At 65.3% G+C, this 16,536-nt stretch carries 16 protein-coding genes; 7 read left to right on the top strand and 9 right to left on the bottom strand.

The annotated features are described in order from the left end of the window. Positions 1-132 precede the first annotated feature (132 nt). Positions 133-417, top strand: a complete 285-nt coding sequence (locus ACVNHC_RS19700) for a helix-turn-helix domain-containing protein (RefSeq protein ID WP_457168928.1) — start codon at positions 133-135, stop codon at positions 415-417. Next, on the top strand, positions 414-1,646 hold the full coding sequence (locus ACVNHC_RS19705) for a HipA domain-containing protein (protein ID WP_457168930.1): 1,233 nt from the start codon (positions 414-416) through the stop codon (positions 1,644-1,646). The genes ACVNHC_RS19700 and ACVNHC_RS19705 overlap by 4 nt, the downstream gene beginning before the upstream one ends. Positions 1,647-2,232: 586 nt before the next feature. On the opposite strand, the gene ACVNHC_RS19710 is transcribed toward ACVNHC_RS19705, so the two are convergent. The 5 genes from ACVNHC_RS19710 to ACVNHC_RS19730 form a co-directional block, all read right to left on the bottom strand. Then, complete coding sequence (locus tag ACVNHC_RS19710) at positions 2,233-2,934, bottom strand: ABC transporter ATP-binding protein (RefSeq protein WP_119396746.1); 702 nt, start codon at positions 2,932-2,934, stop codon at positions 2,233-2,235. Further along, on the bottom strand, positions 2,921-3,691 hold the full coding sequence (locus ACVNHC_RS19715) for an ABC transporter ATP-binding protein (RefSeq protein ID WP_019966668.1): 771 nt from the start codon (positions 3,689-3,691) through the stop codon (positions 2,921-2,923). Before ACVNHC_RS19715 ends, ACVNHC_RS19710 begins: the two co-directional genes overlap by 14 nt. Next, positions 3,688-4,644, bottom strand: a complete 957-nt coding sequence (locus tag ACVNHC_RS19720; protein WP_457168932.1) for a branched-chain amino acid ABC transporter permease — start codon at positions 4,642-4,644, stop codon at positions 3,688-3,690. The genes ACVNHC_RS19715 and ACVNHC_RS19720 overlap by 4 nt, the downstream gene beginning before the upstream one ends. Before the next feature lie 3 nt (positions 4,645-4,647). Continuing rightward, on the bottom strand, positions 4,648-5,520 hold the full coding sequence (locus ACVNHC_RS19725) for a branched-chain amino acid ABC transporter permease (protein WP_050475270.1): 873 nt from the start codon (positions 5,518-5,520) through the stop codon (positions 4,648-4,650). 642 nt (positions 5,521-6,162) lie between these two features. Beyond that, complete coding sequence (locus ACVNHC_RS19730) at positions 6,163-7,320, bottom strand: ABC transporter substrate-binding protein (RefSeq protein ID WP_457168935.1); 1,158 nt, start codon at positions 7,318-7,320, stop codon at positions 6,163-6,165. 281 nt (positions 7,321-7,601) lie between these two features. On the opposite strand from ACVNHC_RS19730, the gene paaG reads away from it, so the two are divergent. From paaG to ACVNHC_RS19750, 4 genes are all read left to right on the top strand, one after another. Beyond that, entirely contained in the window at positions 7,602-8,402 is an 801-nt protein-coding gene (paaG, locus tag ACVNHC_RS19735) for a 2-(1,2-epoxy-1,2-dihydrophenyl)acetyl-CoA isomerase PaaG (protein WP_457168937.1), read from the top strand. Continuing rightward, positions 8,399-8,845, top strand: a complete 447-nt coding sequence (paaI, locus tag ACVNHC_RS19740; protein ID WP_457168939.1) for a hydroxyphenylacetyl-CoA thioesterase PaaI — start codon at positions 8,399-8,401, stop codon at positions 8,843-8,845. Before paaG ends, paaI begins: the two co-directional genes overlap by 4 nt. Before the next feature lie 418 nt (positions 8,846-9,263). Further along, positions 9,264-10,574 (top strand): phenylacetate--CoA ligase PaaK, encoded by a 1,311-nt coding sequence (paaK, locus tag ACVNHC_RS19745; RefSeq protein WP_457168941.1) that lies wholly within the window; start codon positions 9,264-9,266, stop codon positions 10,572-10,574. 232 nt (positions 10,575-10,806) lie between these two features. Further along, positions 10,807-11,406: a TetR/AcrR family transcriptional regulator gene (locus ACVNHC_RS19750; RefSeq protein WP_050475292.1), complete on the top strand. Its 600-nt coding sequence runs from the start codon at positions 10,807-10,809 to the stop codon at positions 11,404-11,406. Positions 11,407-11,469: 63 nt separating this feature from the next. Here the strand turns inward: ACVNHC_RS19750 and ACVNHC_RS19755 are convergent, their stop codons facing one another. Then, complete coding sequence (locus ACVNHC_RS19755) at positions 11,470-11,928, bottom strand: Lrp/AsnC family transcriptional regulator (protein WP_208977150.1); 459 nt, start codon at positions 11,926-11,928, stop codon at positions 11,470-11,472. Positions 11,929-12,058: 130 nt separating this feature from the next. Between ACVNHC_RS19755 and ACVNHC_RS19760 the strand changes: the two genes are divergently transcribed. Continuing rightward, the gene (locus tag ACVNHC_RS19760; protein WP_457168944.1) at positions 12,059-13,264 is read left to right on the top strand and encodes a methionine gamma-lyase; all 1,206 of its coding nucleotides are present in this window, start codon (positions 12,059-12,061) and stop codon (positions 13,262-13,264) included. Positions 13,265-13,374: 110 nt separating this feature from the next. Here the strand turns inward: ACVNHC_RS19760 and ACVNHC_RS19765 are convergent, their stop codons facing one another. The 3 genes from ACVNHC_RS19765 to paaZ all read right to left on the bottom strand — a co-directional run bounded on the left by ACVNHC_RS19765 (position 13,375) and on the right by paaZ (position 16,358). Further along, positions 13,375-13,689, bottom strand: coding sequence for a type II toxin-antitoxin system RelE/ParE family toxin (locus ACVNHC_RS19765; protein WP_348771033.1), 315 nt, complete (start codon positions 13,687-13,689; stop codon positions 13,375-13,377). After that, a complete protein-coding gene (locus ACVNHC_RS19770) occupies positions 13,670-13,960 on the bottom strand; it encodes a type II toxin-antitoxin system ParD family antitoxin (protein ID WP_058901054.1) in 291 nt (96 codons plus the stop codon). The genes ACVNHC_RS19765 and ACVNHC_RS19770 overlap by 20 nt, the downstream gene beginning before the upstream one ends. Positions 13,961-14,282: 322 nt before the next feature. Further along, positions 14,283-16,358, bottom strand: a complete 2,076-nt coding sequence (gene paaZ / locus ACVNHC_RS19775) for a phenylacetic acid degradation bifunctional protein PaaZ (RefSeq protein ID WP_457168947.1) — start codon at positions 16,356-16,358, stop codon at positions 14,283-14,285. Positions 16,359-16,536 lie beyond the last annotated feature (178 nt).

A 16,536-nucleotide genomic window follows, 5' to 3' on the forward strand; every position in this document is an offset into this window, starting at 1 on the left:
GAGCCGGGCCGTCAGAAAACTTACCGGACGGGAAGCCTGCCGCTGGAAAAGCAGCTTTCATCCCGAACGGGAAGATTGACATTGAACCACCGGCTTTCTTCCTGTACGGTAAGACAAGCAGGGAGAAGCCGCTTGTTCAGAACCGCTGGGGATTTCGGCGCCGCGATCCGCAAACAGCGCAAGGCGCTTGGCTGGACACAGGCGGGACTTGCCGCCCGCTCCGGCACGGGCGAGCGCTTCATCGTCGAGCTGGAGTCCGGCAAGCCGGGCTGCCATCTGGAAAAGGCGCTGACCGTTGCCCGCACCGTGGGCCTTGAAATCGGCGACCTGCGGCAGGCACGCCCTGCCCCTTCCCCCGCAATGCCCCCGGAGGACGGCGATCTGGCCTTCCTGCCCGACTTCGGGGAAGGCCGATGACCGCGATCTTCTACGAGAACCTCCCCGTCGCGCAGCTGCGCTTCGATGGAGAATGGCGGCTGGACTACGAGCCGGGCTGGGAGGCGCGCCGGGCGGCCTTTCCCGTTTCGCTGACCATGCCGCTGCGCTCCGGCCCTGTGGAGGCCGGACGGCTGCTGCCCTGGCTGGCCAACCTTCTGCCCGAAACGCATCTGGCGGAAATCGGCCAGAAGCTGAAGGTCTCGCCGCAGGATATCGTCGGCCTGCTCAGCCACATCGGCCGGGATACGGCAGGCGCCCTTTCCATCGGCGCGCCGCGCAAATCCGGCATCCACCTGATGCCGGTTCCCGGTGACGCCGCGCTGGAGCGCATTCTGGACGAGCTTCCGGCACGGCCCTTTCTCGCCGGCGAGCGCGGCGTTTCCATGTCTCTGGCCGGCGTGCAGGAGAAGCTGCCGGTCTTCGTGACGCCGGAGGGCACCCTGGCCATTCCCGTGGATGGCACGCCCTCGACCCACATCCTCAAGCCGGACACGCGCCATCTGGCGGGCAGTGTCGAGAATGAGGCCTTCTGCCTTGCGCTGGCACGCGCCTGCGGGCTGGAGGCCGCCCGCGCATCCATCGGCACGGCCGGAAAGCGGCGCTATCTGCTGGTGGAGCGCTACGACCGCTTCACCGACGGGCAAGGGGAATTGCGGCGGCTGCATCAGGAAGACTTGTGCCAGCTCACCGGCCAGTTTCCGGCACAGAAATACGAGCGCATGACCGGCGGGCAGGGCGTGACGCTGAAGATGATGTTTGCCGCGATCCATACGCTGGTCAGCCCGGCCGAGCGGCTGAAGCTGCTGGATGCGGTCATCTTCAACGTGCTGATCTGCAACTCGGATTCCCATGCCAAGAACCATTCCGTGCTAATCGGTGCGGGCGGGTCGGCGAGGCTTGCCCCGCTCTATGACCTGATGTGCGCTGCCGTCTACCGCCATGTGGACCAGAGCCTGCCGCAGGCCATCGGCGGCCGCTACAAGGCAGCGGACCTCAGGGCCGATGACTGGAAGGCACTGGCAGAGGACAACGGCCTCAGCCCCGCTACCACGATACGGCGCGTGAAGGATCTGGCGGAGCAGGTCTCAAGCCGCAGCGAAGGCACCGCCACTGCCATCGTGGAGGCGGCAGGCGATCCCTCCCGCATTCTGGAGCGCGCCGTGCATGAGATTGGCAAACGCTGCCGCAGGATATTGGGCCAGCTCTGACAGCCCCCCTTGAGCTGCCGGTTCATACATCAGGTCCGGAAACTGCCCGCAATGAGGCGTTTGTTTTTCGAAAGGACGCCTGCCGCCCCCCTCCCCCTGGTGGGGAGGGGTAAGGGGTGGGGGGCTCGGGGTCCGCAACCAACTGAAAAATAGATATTTTCTTCAGTAAATAACACGAAGAGCAGCTGTCTGAAATCAATGGACACTGTGCCAGCCGGAAAGGCCTTCCACCCCACCCCTAACCCCTCCCCACCAGGGGGAGGGGGGCGGAGAGGCCTTGCACTGAAGATGAGAAGGAAGCGCTTCCTCAAGCCGCAGCGCCCCTCTCCCCCCTTGAGGGGGAGATGTCAGCGCAAGCTGACAGAGGGGGGTGGCAGCGCCTCAGGACGGCATCACCTTTCGTATGAACGGACGGGCCGTTACCCCCCTCTGCCCCCTGACGGGGGCATCTCCCCCTCAAGGGGGGAGAGGAAGTGGTGCCTGACTGGCAGTCCGATGCAAACACGGCCCCCGCGTCGGGAGGGGGGCGGAGAAGCTGTGCGCTGAAGATAAGAGGGAAGCGTCTCCACTGGCCGCAGCGCTCCCCTCAAATCCCCAGATAGGCCTCGCGGATGCGCGGGTCGGCGATGAGGTCCTGGGCGGGGCCTTGCATGGTGATCTTGCCGGTTTCCATCACATAGCCCCGGTCGGCGATCTTCAGGGCGCCGAAGGCGTTCTGCTCCACCAGAAGCACGGTCACATCCAGCGCCTTGAGGCTTTTCACCACGTCGAAGATCTGGGCGACGATGATCGGTGCCAGCCCCATCGACGGCTCGTCCAGCAGGAGGCACGAGGGCCGGCCCATCAGCGCGCGGGCCATGGCCAGCATCTGCTGCTGCCCGCCGGACAGGCCGCCCGCCGCCAGATTGCGCTTTTCCCGCAGCACCGGGAACATGTGGAAGGCATCGTCCATGTCCTTTGCCACCCGGTCATCATCGAAGAGATAGGCCCCGAGCCGCAGGTTCTCCTCCACCGTCAGGTTGGTGAAGATCTGCCGCCCTTCGGGAGACTGGGCGAGCCCGCGCGCCAGACGCCGGTGCGAGGGCACCTTTGTCAGCGTCTCGCCCCGGAAGGTGATGGAGCCGGCCGCAAGGGGATGCACGCCGGACAGGCAGCGCAGCAGCGTCGTCTTGCCCGCGCCATTGGCGCCGATCACGGCGACGGTCTCGCCCGAATTGACGGAAAGGTCGAGGCCATGCAGCACCTCGATCCGGCCATAACGGGCACGCAGGCCCTCAACCAGCAGCATGATCAGCTCCCAGATAGGCGGCAATGACAGCCGGGTTGCGGCTGATGCCGGCCGGGTCCCCTTCGGCGATCTTCTCGCCATGGTCCAGCACGACGATATGGTTCGAAATGCGCATGACCATCTTCATGTCATGCTCCACCAGCAGGATGGCGGTGCCTGCGGCGGCGATTTCGGCGATCAGGTGGTCGATCTCTTCCGTCTCCACCGCATTGCAGCCCGCCGCCGGCTCATCCAGCAGCAGCACCTTCGGGGACAGCGCCAGCGCCCGGGCAATTTCCAGCCGCTTCAGCGAGCCATAGGAGAGGCTGGCCGCCTCGCGCTCTGCCGCCCGCTCCAGCCCGGCCCGTTTCAGCAGCGCCCGTGCCCCCTCCTCTGCCGCCTTGCTGCGGCGGCGGGAGGCGGGAAGGGCAAAGAGGTCAGCCAGCACGGAGCCGCGCTCCTTCAGGTGAAACCCGGCGGTGACATTCTCCAGCACGCTCATCTGCTGGAAGATCTGCAGGTTCTGGAAGGTGCGCGACATGCCGCGCCGGGCCAGAAGATGCGGCGGCATGCCGGTCACATCCTCGCCGTTCAGCTTCACCTTGCCCGCACCCGGCTGGTAGATGCCGGAGATCATGTTGAACAGCGTCGTCTTGCCCGCCCCGTTCGGCCCGATGACGGAGACGATCTCGCCGGGCTTCAGCGCAAAGGACACATCATGCACTGCCTTCAGCCCGCCGAAGCTGATGCCAAGGCCCTCGATCGACAACAGGCTCATCCCTCGCCTCCCCTGATCTTGCGCAGAATGGACGGGATCACCCCCTGCCGCAGGAAGATCATCACCAGGATCATCACCAGACCCAGAACCAGCTGCTCATATTCGGCAAAGACGGTCAGCACCTGCGGCAGCAGGGTCAGAACCGCCGCGCCGAAGATGCCGCCCATCACCGAGCCCACACCGCCCAGCACGGCCATGGTCACCATCTCGACCGAATGCATGAAGCCCGCCACATCCGGCGTGATGAACTTGTTCTGCAGCGCCAGCAGCGAGCCGGAGACGGAGGCATAGACGGCGGAAATCACGAAGGCCTGCAGCTTTGCCGCCGCCACATCGACGCCCACCGTTCCGGCCGCCACTTCCGAGCCATGCAGCGCCCGCAGCGCCCGGCCCGTGGGGCTGTTGTAGAGATTGAGCGCAAGCCACGCCCCGAGGATGAGGCAAAGCCCGCAGAAAAAATACCAGAACTGGCCGTTCGTCAGGTCCAGCCCGATGCCTTTCAGCACGGCGCGCAGGCCGAATTCCGGCACGTCGATGCCGTCCGGCCCGCGTGTCAGCGCCCGCTCGTTGTTCAGCACCATGGAAATCAGGATGCCCATGCCGAGCGTGGCGATGGCGAGGTAATAGCCCTTGAGCCGCAGGATCGGCCGGCCGACCAGATAGGCCAGCAGCCCGGACACCACCGCGCCCAGCACCACGGCGAACACCGGCGGCAGGCCGAGGTGAACGGGGGCGAGCGCGCAGGCATAGGCGCCGATCCCGGCAAAGCCCGCATGGCCCAGACTGACCTGCCCGGCCCAGCCGGTCAGGATGACGATGCCCGTGACGGCGAGGCCGTTGACGAAGATGAGCGCGCCCACCCGGTAATAGAAGCCGGAGGGGAACAGGAGCGGCGCCAGCGCCACCAGCAGCGCCAGAACGAGAAGTGCCGTTGCTTTGGAAGACAGTCGCATCGCTTACACCCGCTCCGTGGCCTTGCGGCCAAACAGACCCTGCGGCAGGAAGAAGAGAACCGCGAGAATGACGAGGAAGGCGGCGGCATCCTTGTATTGCGAGGAGATGTAGCCCGCCGTCAGCGCCTCCAGCAGGCCCAGCGTCAAGCCGCCCACCAGCGCGCCTTTCGGGTTGCCCATGCCGCCCAGCATCGCCGCCGCAAAGCCCTTCAGCGCAAGGCCGAGGCCAACGTCATAGGAGGTGAGCGTGATCGGCGTCACCAGCACGCCCGCCAGCGCGCCGATGCCCGCCGACAGGGCGAAGGACAGCGTCATGACGAAGCCGGTGTTGATGCCGACCAGCTGCGCCGCCAGCGGATTGTTGGACGTGGCCAGCACCGCGCGGCCCAGCAGGGTGCGGGTGAAGAACAGCCACAGGCCGATGAACACGGCCACCGCCCCGCCAATCACCCACAGGCTCTGCGGCAGGATCGTCGCCCCGCCGATATGGAACGGCGCATCGCCGGAAAAGGCCGGGAAACTGTGGATCTGCTTGCCGAAAATCAGCTGCGCCGCGCCCCGGATGAAAATCGACGCACCGATGGTGATGATGACCAGCGACACCACGGGCGCCCCGCGCGCGGGCTCGATCGCCAGCTTGTTCATGGCGACGCCCAGGCTCGCGGTGATGACGATGGCGAGCAGCGCCGCCAGCGGCAGCGGCGCCCCGGCGAGATGGGCAAAGACGGTGATCATCCCGCCCAGCATCACGAACTCGCCCTGCGCAAAGTTCACCACATCCGACGCGTTGTAGATGATGGTGAAGCCAAGCGCCGCAAGCGCATAGACCGCCCCGACCGTCACCCCCGAAAAAAGAAATTGCAGCAGTTCCGGCATGTCAGTCTCCGGCTGGATATGCAGTGGTCATTGCAGCAGGTGCAGATGGCATGTGTTTCTTGTTGCAGCGCGTCTCTGTTTCCCTCCCCCTTGAGGGGAGGGGTGGGGGTACTCCACGGAAGGCCCCGAATAGCCGCTCCTCATCTCCGGACAGCGCATCTGCAACGAAAATACCCCGTGTTCTCAGTCCGTTACCCCCACCCCCGGCCCCTCCCCTCAAGGGGGAGGGGGCGGAGAGGCCGAGGCAGGAACCAATCCTCGCAAGGAGGAGAAAGGTGCAGTCTGTTCCCTGCGGCTGGGCCTCTCCATTCCCCTCCCCCTCGTGGGGAGGGGTGAGGGGTGGGGGGAACAGCCTCTCCGGCGGGCAGAGAAAAAACGATCCCGGTCAACAGTTCCTCACGATACGTTCTTCAGGAAACCATCAAGCCTTCTGCCCCTTGCAGGCTCACAGCCCCCCACCCCTTACCCCTCCCCACCAGGGGGAGGGGGGCTGAAACGCTGTGCCACGAACCCGTTTGTTCAAGATTCAGAAGGGATTACCCGTTCCCTGCGGCTGGGCCCCTCCGCACCCCTCCCCCTCGTGGGGAGGGGTGAGGGGTGGGGGGAACAGCCTCTCCGGCGGGCAGAGCCCCCCTCGTCACCTCACTCCACCAGCGTCCACTTGCCGCCCTTGATTTCCAGCATGCGGAAGGCGGAGAGGTCGAGGCCGAGGTGGTCTTCCGGCGACATGGTGTAGATGCCCGTGGTGCCGGCAAGGCCGGAGGTTGCCTCGATGGCATCGCGGATCGCCTTCGGCTCGGCAGAGCCGGCCCGCGTCAGCGCATCCACGAGGATGAGGAAGGCATCATTGGCATAGCCGCCGAAGGTGCTGACCGGCGTGCCGGTGCGCGCTTCAAATGCGGCCTTGTAGGCCTCCACCGCAGGCTTCTGCGGGTCGCCTTCCGGCAGCAGGTCCGCCACCAGCAGCGCCGTGCCCGGCAGGCGCACGCCTTCGGCCGCATCCTCGCCCGCCAGCTTGATGAAGCCATCGGAGGCAACACCATGAGACTGGTAGAACGGCAGGCCAACGGCCAGCTGCTTGTAGTTGCGCGTCACGATGGACGGGCCCTGGCCGAAGCCGGGGTTCAGCACCGCCTGCACGCCGGCCGTGGCCTTGATCTTGGTCAGCTGCGCCGTCATGTCGGCGTCCTTGGGATCATAGGTCTCGTCGGCAAGGATCTCGATGCCATAGTCACCGGCCACCGACTTGCACTGCGCCTGCATGGAGGCACCGAAGCCATCCGTGCCGGAAATCATGCCGATCTTGGTCAGGCTGCGCGTCTTCATGTCCTCGAAGATCTTCTGGCAGGCCATGCGGTCGGTATGCGGGGTCTTGAAGGTGTGCGGCTTCACCGGGCTGATGATGTCGATGGCACCGGCCAGCGAGATGAACGGCACTTCCGCATCTTCCGCCACCGACAGGATCGACATGGTGGTGCCGGTGGTGGTGCCGCCGATGATGGCCACCACCTCGTCATCCTCCACAAGGCGGGAGGCGAAGGTGCGGGCCTTGTTGGGGTCGCCGCCGTCGTCATAGGAAATGAGGGTGATCTTCTCGCCGTTGACGCCGCCCTTGGCGTTGATTTCCTCGACCAGCATTTCCAGCGTCCTGGCTTCCGGATCGCCCAGGAAGGCCGCCGGGCCGGTTGCGGAAATAGATGCGCCAATGCGGATTTCGGCGAGTGCGCCAGTGACAAGGCTGGTGGCAAGGCCAAGCCCGGCCGCCACTGCCAGCGCAGTTGTCGTCAAATAGGTCTTCATGCTCTCCTCCCACGGAAACCGGACCGGTCTATCTCTCTCTTCGGGATGCGGCCCATCCGAACGGCCACTCCTCTGGCCTGCCCGAACGGGGGTATAACGGCAGGGACACAGATCAGCGCTGCCTGCGGGCAATGCCCGGCGAGCAGCCGTCCAACAGGTCCTTGCGAAGTCCTCCCGCCGGCCCATCCCTGACCGGCGAGGATTATCATTGACCGGCCGGTCGGTTTATGCAAGAGCTTTTTATGTCCGGTCCCATGGCCCGGACGGGAGGAGAAAAGACCATGCCCCAACCTGCAACCAGCACCGTTCTGGTGGCGCTGGACAACGGCGTGCTGCGCCTGACGCTGAACCGGCCGGAAAAGCTCAATTCGTTCAACGAAGAGATGCACCTTGCCCTGCGCGAGGGCCTGACCCGCGCCCATGAGGATGCCGCCGTGCGCGCCGTGCTGCTGACGGGTTCAGGCCGCGGTTTTTGTGCCGGGCAGGATCTGGGCGACCGCGACCCGCGCAAGGGCGGCCCGGCGCCGGACCTCGGCCACACGCTGGAAACCTTCTACAACCCCACGCTCCGCCTGATCCGCAGCCTCGAAAAGCCCGTTGTCTGCGCCGTCAACGGCGTGGCCGCAGGGGCTGGCGCCAATATCGCGCTGGCCTGCGACATCGTTCTGGCGGCAAAATCCGCCCGCTTCATTCAGGCTTTTGCCAAGATCGGCCTCATTCCGGATGCCGGTGGCAGCTGGAGCCTTGCCCGCATCCTGGGCGAGCCCCGCGCCAAGGCTTTGGCGCTGACCGCCGAGCCCCTGCCCGCCGAAACCGCCGCCAGCTGGGGCCTGATCTGGAAGGCCGTGGAAGATGACGCGCTGATGGGCGAAGCCGAGGCGCTGGCCGCCTCGCTCGCCGCCGGTCCTACGCTGGGTCTGGGCCTCACCAAGCGGCTCATTCAGGCGGCGGCCACCAACTCGCTGGACGAACAGCTCGACATGGAGCGCGACCTGCAGCGCCAGGCCGGGCGCAGCGCCGACTATGCCGAAGGCGTCACCGCCTTTCTTGAGAAGCGCAAGCCGGAGTTCAAGGGCCAATGAAACCGCTCAGCGCCATGACCCCGCAGGACATCGCCGAAGCCTCCGCCCGCTCCCTGTGGGAAGGCGACACCGCCACGCAAGAGCTTGGCATGCGCCTTGAAGCGGTCGGCCCCGGCACCGCAACGATCAGCATGACCATCACCGCCGCCATGTCCAACGGGCACGGCACCTGCCACGGCGGCTATCTGTTCACGCTGGCCGACAGCGCCTTCGCCTTTGCCTGCAACAGCCGCAACCAGCACGCCGTCGCGCAGCACTGTTCCATCACCTACCTCCTGCCCGGCCGCATCGGCGACCAGTTGACGGCACAGGCCGTGGAAGTGTCGCGGCAGGGCCGCTCGGGCATCTACGACGTGCGCATCACCAATCAGGACGGCCAGCACCTCGCCGAATTCCGCGGCCACTGCCGCACGATCAAGGGCACGCATATTCCCGAGGAGTGAGGGTCACGGCACAGCTTCTCAGCCCCCTCCCCCTGGTGGGGAGGGGTGAGGGGTGGGGGGCGCGGAGCCTGAGATGAACTGAAGGACGGAAGATTTATTGGGAGGGACCAGAGGAAGGAACTGACGGTCGCCAGCCTTTGTTGCCCTGCCAGCCGGAGAGGCAGCCCCCCACCCCTACCCCCTCCCCACGAGGGGGAGGGGAGCGGAAAGGCCGTGCCAGCAGGAACAGATTGAGCCCCTGCCCCCCTCGCTGGAACCGGCTCACGGCACAGCCTCTCAGCCCCCCTCCCCCTCGTGGGGAGGGGTGAGGGGTGGGGGGCTCGGAGCCAGAAATGGACGGGAACTGACAGCAAGACTCACATGCGCCCCGTGAGCGCACGAAACCAAGCATGAGACTGGATATCCTGGGGAGGAGACCATGAAAGACCTGACGCCGGACCGCAAGTCGCTCGACCCGATCGAGACCGCGTCGCGTGACGAGATCGAGGCGCTGCAGTTTCACCGCATGAAGCGGTCGCTGAAGCACGCCTATGAGAATTCGCCCTTCTACCGCAAGCGCTTCATCGAGCATGACGTGCACCCGGAAGAGCTGAAGAGCCTGAAGGACATCGCCCGCTTCCCCTTCACCACCAAGCAGGACCTGCGCGACACCTACCCCTTCGGCATGTTCGCCGTGCCGCGCAACAAGCTGACGCGGGTGCATGGCTCTTCCGGCACCACGGGCAAGCCCACGGTTGTCGGCTATACCGCCAATGACATTGACGTCTGGGCCAATCTGGTGGCCCGATCCATCCGCGCCGCCGGCGGGCGGCCGGGGGACATGCTGCACAATGCCTATGGCTATGGCCTGTTCACCGGCGGCCTTGGCGCCCATTTCGGCGCGGAGCGGCTGGGCTGCACCGTGGTGCCGATTTCCGGCGGCCAGACCGAGCGGCAGGTGACGCTGATCAGCGATTTCCAGCCGGACATCATCATGGTCACCCCGTCCTACATGCTGGCAATCCTCGATGAGTTCCGCCGTCAGGGGCTTGATCCGCGCCAGTCCTCGCTGAAAACCGGCATCTTCGGCGCCGAGCCCTGGACCAACGCCATGCGCGAGGAAATCGAGCAGGCCTTCGACATGCACGCGGTTGATATCTACGGCCTGTCGGAAATCATGGGGCCGGGCGTGGCGCAGGAATGCGTGGAGACCAAGGACGGCCTGCATGTGTGGGAAGACCATTTCTACCCGGAAATCATCGATCCAGTGACGGGCGAGGTGCTCCCCGATGGTCAGATGGGCGAGCTGGTGTTCACCACCCTCACCAAGGAAGGCCTGCCGATGGTGCGCTACCGCACCCGCGACCTGACGCGGCTTCTGCCCGGCACCGCCCGGTCCATGCGGCGCATCGAAAAGATCACCGGCCGCAGCGACGACATGATCATCCTGCGCGGCGTCAACGTGTTCCCGACGCAGATCGAGGAGCAGATCCTCAAGTGCAAGGGCCTTGCCCCGCATTTCCAGATCGAGCTGAACCGCGACGGGCGCATGGACACCATGACCGTGCATGTGGAATGCACGCCGGAGATGGCGGGCGATGACACCCGCAAGGCCTCCGCCGGAGAACTTGCGCATCACATCAAGGCCGTGGTCGGCGTCTCGACCCGCATCAACATCACGCCCCCCGGCGGCGTTGCCCGCTCGGAAGGCAAGGCCAAGCGGGTGGTGGACAACAGGCCGAAGGAATGAAGCCCGTGCGGCGCTTGAGCGGTCCAAGGCGTGATGCGCCAGCATCTCAGCGCCTTGGCTTAAACAGCCCGTGCGGCGCTTGAGCGGCCAATCATCAAGCCCGTGCGGCGTCTGAGCGGCAATATATCAAGCCCCTGCGGCATCACAGCCCTGGGGCGAACCCCTGACAAGCGGGGCCGGATCGGCTAAACAACGCGCAATCCGCCCGTTTGTCATGAACAGGAACAGCAAGATGGCTCGCACGCGGGCAGCAGACTTTGAAGAGAAGCAGCGCAGCATTCTGGACAAGGCTGCGCAGGTCTTCGCCGAGCAGGGCATGGAAAAAGCCTCCATGTCCCAGATCGCCAGCGTTGCGCAGGTGTCCAAAGCCTTGCTCTACCACTATTATCCGAGCAAGGACGCGCTGATCTACGCCATCATCGTCACACATCTTGAAGCGCTGGACGAGGCCATCGAGGCCGCCGATGACCCGGCCCTGCCGCCGGGCGACAGGCTGCGGCGGCTGGTCGGCGCGGTTCTGGAGAACTACCGGGGCGCGGACAACCAGCACAAGGTCCAGCTCAACGCCACCTCCGCCCTCTCGGACGAGCAGAAGGCCGGCATCACCGCGCTGGAGCGCCGGATCGTGCGGCGCTTTTCCACCGTACTCGAACTGATCAACCCGGACCTCAACAGCCCCGAACGCCCGCTGCTCATGCCCGTCACCATGTCGCTCTTCGGCATGATGAACTGGGTCTACATGTGGTTCCGCGACGGCGGCCGCATCAGCCGCGAAGACTACGCCGGCGTCGCCACGACGCTGATCCTGGAGGGGATCAAGGCGGTCAGGTGAGGGAATGGGAAGGGCTCAGCCCGGCTGCGGTCTGAAATTCTCACGCAAAGCGGCAGATCCTTGTCACGGAAACACACTGGTTTCCTTGACCACGCCATAGACAAGGCTCGTGTTGATGGAGGCAATGCCGGGGATATGGTGCAACTGATCGCGGACGAAGGCCTCATAGGCCTTCAGGTCGGCGACGACGACGCGCAGCAGATAGTCGGCCTCGCCGGTCATCAGATAGCAGGCGAGGATTTCCGGGATGCGGCGGACACGCGCCTCGAAGTCCGAGACATTCGCCCCTTCGTGCCGCTGCAGGGAAATGCGGATGAAGGCGGTGATCTCCAGTCCGCAGGCCGCCGGATCGACCTTGGCCGCATAACCCTTAATGACGCCGCGCTCTTCCAGAAGCCGTACCCGGCGCAGGCAAGGCGACGGCGACAGGTTCACCTTCCCGGCAAGCTCCTGATTGGTCAGGCGGCCATCCTCCTGCAAGGCGCGGATGATCTGGCGGTCCTTGAGGTCCAATTGTGGCATCAGCGATCGCGGCTCCGGCTCGTGTTGGCAATATCTGCCAAATCATACGCATAAAGTGGCATATCTTGAAAGCACCTGCCAGCCTGTCAGCAGTATTCTCCTTGCACGATCTGATCTGGAGGAACAGCCCATGACCCTGAAGTCCAACGCCGGCTTTGCAACGCGCGCCATCCATCACGGCTATGACCCGATGGAGAACGAGGGTGCGCTGACGCCGCCGATGCATCTCACCTCCACCTTCGCCTTTGACAGCGCCGAACAGGGCGCGGCGATCTTCGCCGGCCGCGAGGGGGGCTATTTCTACTCGCGCATTTCCAACCCGACGCTGGATCTGCTGGAGCGGCGCTGCGCCGTGCTCGAGGGGGCGGAGGCCGGGCTCGCGCTGGCCTCGGGCATGGGCGCGATCACCTCGGTGCTCTGGACCTTCCTGCAGCCGGGGGATGAAGTCATCACCGACAAGACGCTCTACGGCTGCACCTTCGCCTTCCTGCGCCACGGCCTCGCCCGCTTCGGCATCACGATCACCCATGTCGACCTGACCAGCCCGGCCGATCTGGAAGCGGCGATCAGCAGCAAGACGAAGATCGTCTATTTCGAAACGCCGGCGAACCCGAACATGCGGCTGGTCGATATTGCTGCCATCTCCGCGATTGCCCGCAAGGCCGGTGCGCGCACCGTGGTCGACAACACCTACGCGACCCCGGTCCTGACCCGCCCGGTCGAGCTGGGAGCCGACATCGTCGTGCATTCGGCAACCAAGTACATGGGCGGCCATGGCGATCTGGTCGGCGGCATTGCGGTGGGTCCGGGCGCGGACATCCAGCAGATCCGTCTGGTCGGGATGAAGGACATGACAGGAGCCGTGATGGCGCCGTTCAATGCCCATCTGGTGCTCAGGGGCCTGAAGACGCTGAAGCTGCGCATGGAGCGCCACTGCGCCTCCGCGATGGAGGTTGCCCGCTTCCTCGCGGCCCATCCCTCAGTGGCCAAGGTATACTATCCGGGCCTGGAAAGCTTCGCCCAGCATGATCTCGCCCGCCGTCAGATGCCGGGCTTCGGCGGCATGATCGCCTTTGAGCTGAAGGGCGGCTTTGAGGCCGGGGCCACGCTGATGAACCGCCTGATGATGATCCGGCGTGCCGTGTCGCTCGGCGACTGCGAAAGCCTGATCCAGCACCCGGCCTCGATGACTCATTCCACCTACACGCCGGAAGAACGGGCCGCGCATGGCATCTCCGAAGGTCTGATCCGCCTGTCCGTGGGCCTTGAAGAAACCGCCGATATCATTGGCGATCTGGACGGCTCGCTGAACCGTTCCGGCGCAGCGGCAGCCTGATCCTGCCTGGGCGGTGGCAGCGAGAAGCTGCCGCCTGCGGCCTGCCGGGTCCTCGCACGCACGCCAGGCAGTGGACCCGAATGAGGCCTGAGCCAATGTGCTCTGGCGCCTTACTCCCTCAGCAAGCTCTCGTAGTCACGGCCACCATAGAAGACATTGGTGATCTCGACCGTGCCGTCCTTGATCACATATGCAATGACCGCCCGCTTCTCGAAGGGAACCATGCGCAGTCCGGGCAGCAGATCATCTCTCGGCCGTCCGCCGGACGGAACATCGCCTATGCGCAGACAAGCCTGCACCAGCCGGGAGGTAAAACGCTGCGCTGTCTCAGGGTCGAGGCTGACCTCATAAACCCAGCGGTACACATCCTGAATATCGCTGATGGCGGCTTCCCGGAAGGTGACCTCAACGGCCTTCACCGTCATGCCCTTTCACCGTTTCCGCGTGAAGGGCTTGCAGGCGCGTCATGACTTCATCCGCGCTGACGGAGGGCCGGGGATCATCGGCAGAGGCCTTCACCCGCTGGCGGATGGCCGCCATGCGTTCGGCATGCTCCTGCCGCTCGCGCTGCCAGATACGCACTGCATCCCGAAGCGCCTCACTTGTCGACGCATATTCGCCTGAAGCGACACTGGCACGGATGACCTGCATCATCTCGGGCGTCATTGTCACGCTGATCTTCTCGGCATTCTGCATGGCGGATCTCCTTGCCTTCAGGAAAAGTAGCATAATATCCTACCAGAAAGCAAGAAAGTTCCTTTTTTGTTCTATTCCCTGCCCCGGTGACGCCGCAAAGCCTCACACCCTCTCCGCCGTCACCCCGGGCGGAGCGAAGCGAAGACCCGGGGACCACTCGCTTGCAGAGCGGTGAAAAGGCAACGGAAGGCACATGAGACACACTTCGTGTCATCTGCGGTGGTGTTCGGCATCTCTCTGGGAGCGAGTAGGCCCCGGCTCGCGCTGCGCTTGGCCGGGGTGACTCAGTGCCTGATGCGGGGCTGAGCGCACTCGCGCCCCCCTACTCCGCCGCCTTCACCGCCTCCGCCACCGGCGGCCATGTCTTGGCGACCATGGTGAGCACGTCGTATTGCGCCACGACCTCTCCGGACTGGTTGGTGACCTGGCAGTCCCAGCGCACTTCGCCGTGTTCGGCATTGGCGCGGGGGTTGATTTCCTTGCAGGTCAGGCGCACCTGCAGCGTGTCGCCGAAATAGACCGGCGTCAGGAAGCGCAGGTTGTCGACGCCGTAATTGGCCAGCACCGGGCCCGGTGCCGGATCGACGAACAGCCCGGCGGCGAAGGAGGCGATGAGGTAGCCGTGGGCGACCCGGTCGTCGAAGAAGGGATTTGCCCTGGCCGCCTCGCTATCCATGTGGGCATAGAAAGTGTCGCCGGTGAAATGGGCGAAATGCTCCACGTCCTCCTGCGTCACCGCACGGGCGGCGGTGACGATCTGGTCGCCGATGGCAAGTTCTGCGAGGGACTTGCGGAAGGGATGGACGCCCTGCTGTGCCTCTGCGCCCTCGATCCAGCGGCCCGTGACGGCGGAGAGCAGCCGGGGCGCGCCCTGCACGGCGGTGCGCTGCATGTAGTGCTTGACGCCGCGCATGCCGCCCATTTCCTCGCCGCCCCCTGCCCGGCCCGGCCCACCATGCACCAGCGGTGCCAGCGGTGAGCCATGGCCGGTGGAGGACTTGGCGGAAGCGCGGTTGCCGATCAGCACGCGGCCATGGAAGGGCGCGAGGCCCAGCACCATCTCCTCCGCCACATGCGGATCATCGGTGAACACCGAGGACACCAGCGAGCCCTTGCCCATCTGGGCCAGTTCCACGGCTTCTTCCAGATCATCATAAGGCATGACGGTGGACACCGGCCCGAAGGCCTCCACATCATGCACGGCGCCCGCCTCGAAGGGCCTCGCGCAATACATCAGCACCGGGTTGAGGAAGGCACCGGCCTCCGCATCGCCCGAGGCAAGGCGCACGTCATCCGGGTTGCCCGCAACGATCTCGGCGTCCGCCTTCAGTCCGGCGATGCGCTCGCGCACTTCCTGCCGCTGGTCGAGGCTGGCGAGCGCACCCATGCGCGTTGCCTCCTCGCCCGGCAGGCCCGGCAGCACCTTGGCCAGCCGCTCGCGCAGGGCGTCAATCAGCGGCTCCACATGGGCACGCGGGGCCATGACGCGGCGGATGGCGGTGCATTTCTGCCCGGCCTTGGCGGTCATCTCGCGGGCCACTTCCTTGACGAAGAGGTCAAATTCCGGCGTGCCCGGCGCAGCGTCAGGGCCGAGGATCGCCGCGTTGAGGCTGTCGGCCTCCATGGTGAAGCGCACCGCATTGGCCACCACGGCCGGATGCGCCTTCAGCTTGCGGCCCGTTGCGGCAGAGCCGGTGAAGGTCACCGCGTCCTGCCCGGTCACATGATCGAGAAGATCACCGACGCTGCCGCAGATCAGTTGCAGCGCGCCTTCCGGCAGAATGCCCGAAGCGATGATCTGGCGCACGCACAGTTCTGTCAGATAGGCGGTCTGGCTTGCCGGCTTGACGATGCAGGGCACGCCCGCCAGCAGGGTGGGCGCGATCTTTTCCAGCATGCCCCAGACGGGGAAGTTGAAGGCGTTGATGTGCACGGCCACACCGCGCAGCGGCGTCAGGATATGCTGGGCGCTGAAGCTGTTGTCGCGGGACAGGGGCTCCACATCGCCATCGGTCAAGACGCGGGTGTTGGGCAGCTCGCGCCGGCCCTTGGAGGCAAAGGTCAGCATGGTGCCGATGCCGCCCTCGATGTCGATCCAGCCATCGGCGCGGGTCGCGCCCGTGTGCAGGCTCTCGGCGTAGAGCGCTTCCTTCTGCTCCATCAGATGGAGGCCAAGCGCCTTCAGCATCGCCGCCCGGTCGTGGAAGGACATGGCGCGCAGCTTCGCCCCGCCGGTCCGCCGCCCGTAGTCGAGCGCGGCGGCAAAGTCGAGGCCGGTGGCATCCACTTCCGCCACCGGCGCTCCGGTGGCCGCATCGCGCAGAAGCTGGCCCTCGCCGGTTCCGGCAATCCAGCGTCCGCAAACATGGCTTTCAAGACGGCGCGGGGCGGCAGTCATGGGCATTTCCTTCTTTCAATAATCCTGCCCGCCAGAGGCGGGTTGAGGGCAATGACAAAGCAGGACTTTTTCTCTTTCGTCATGGCCGGGCTTGTCCCGGCCATCTGCAAGCCATTGATTTGGTTAGATCCTCGGCACAAGGCCGAGGATGACGGTGGAGAGGTCGCAGGTTGTCAAA

The sequence above is a fragment of the Pannonibacter sp. Q-1 genome (genome assembly GCF_054073275.1).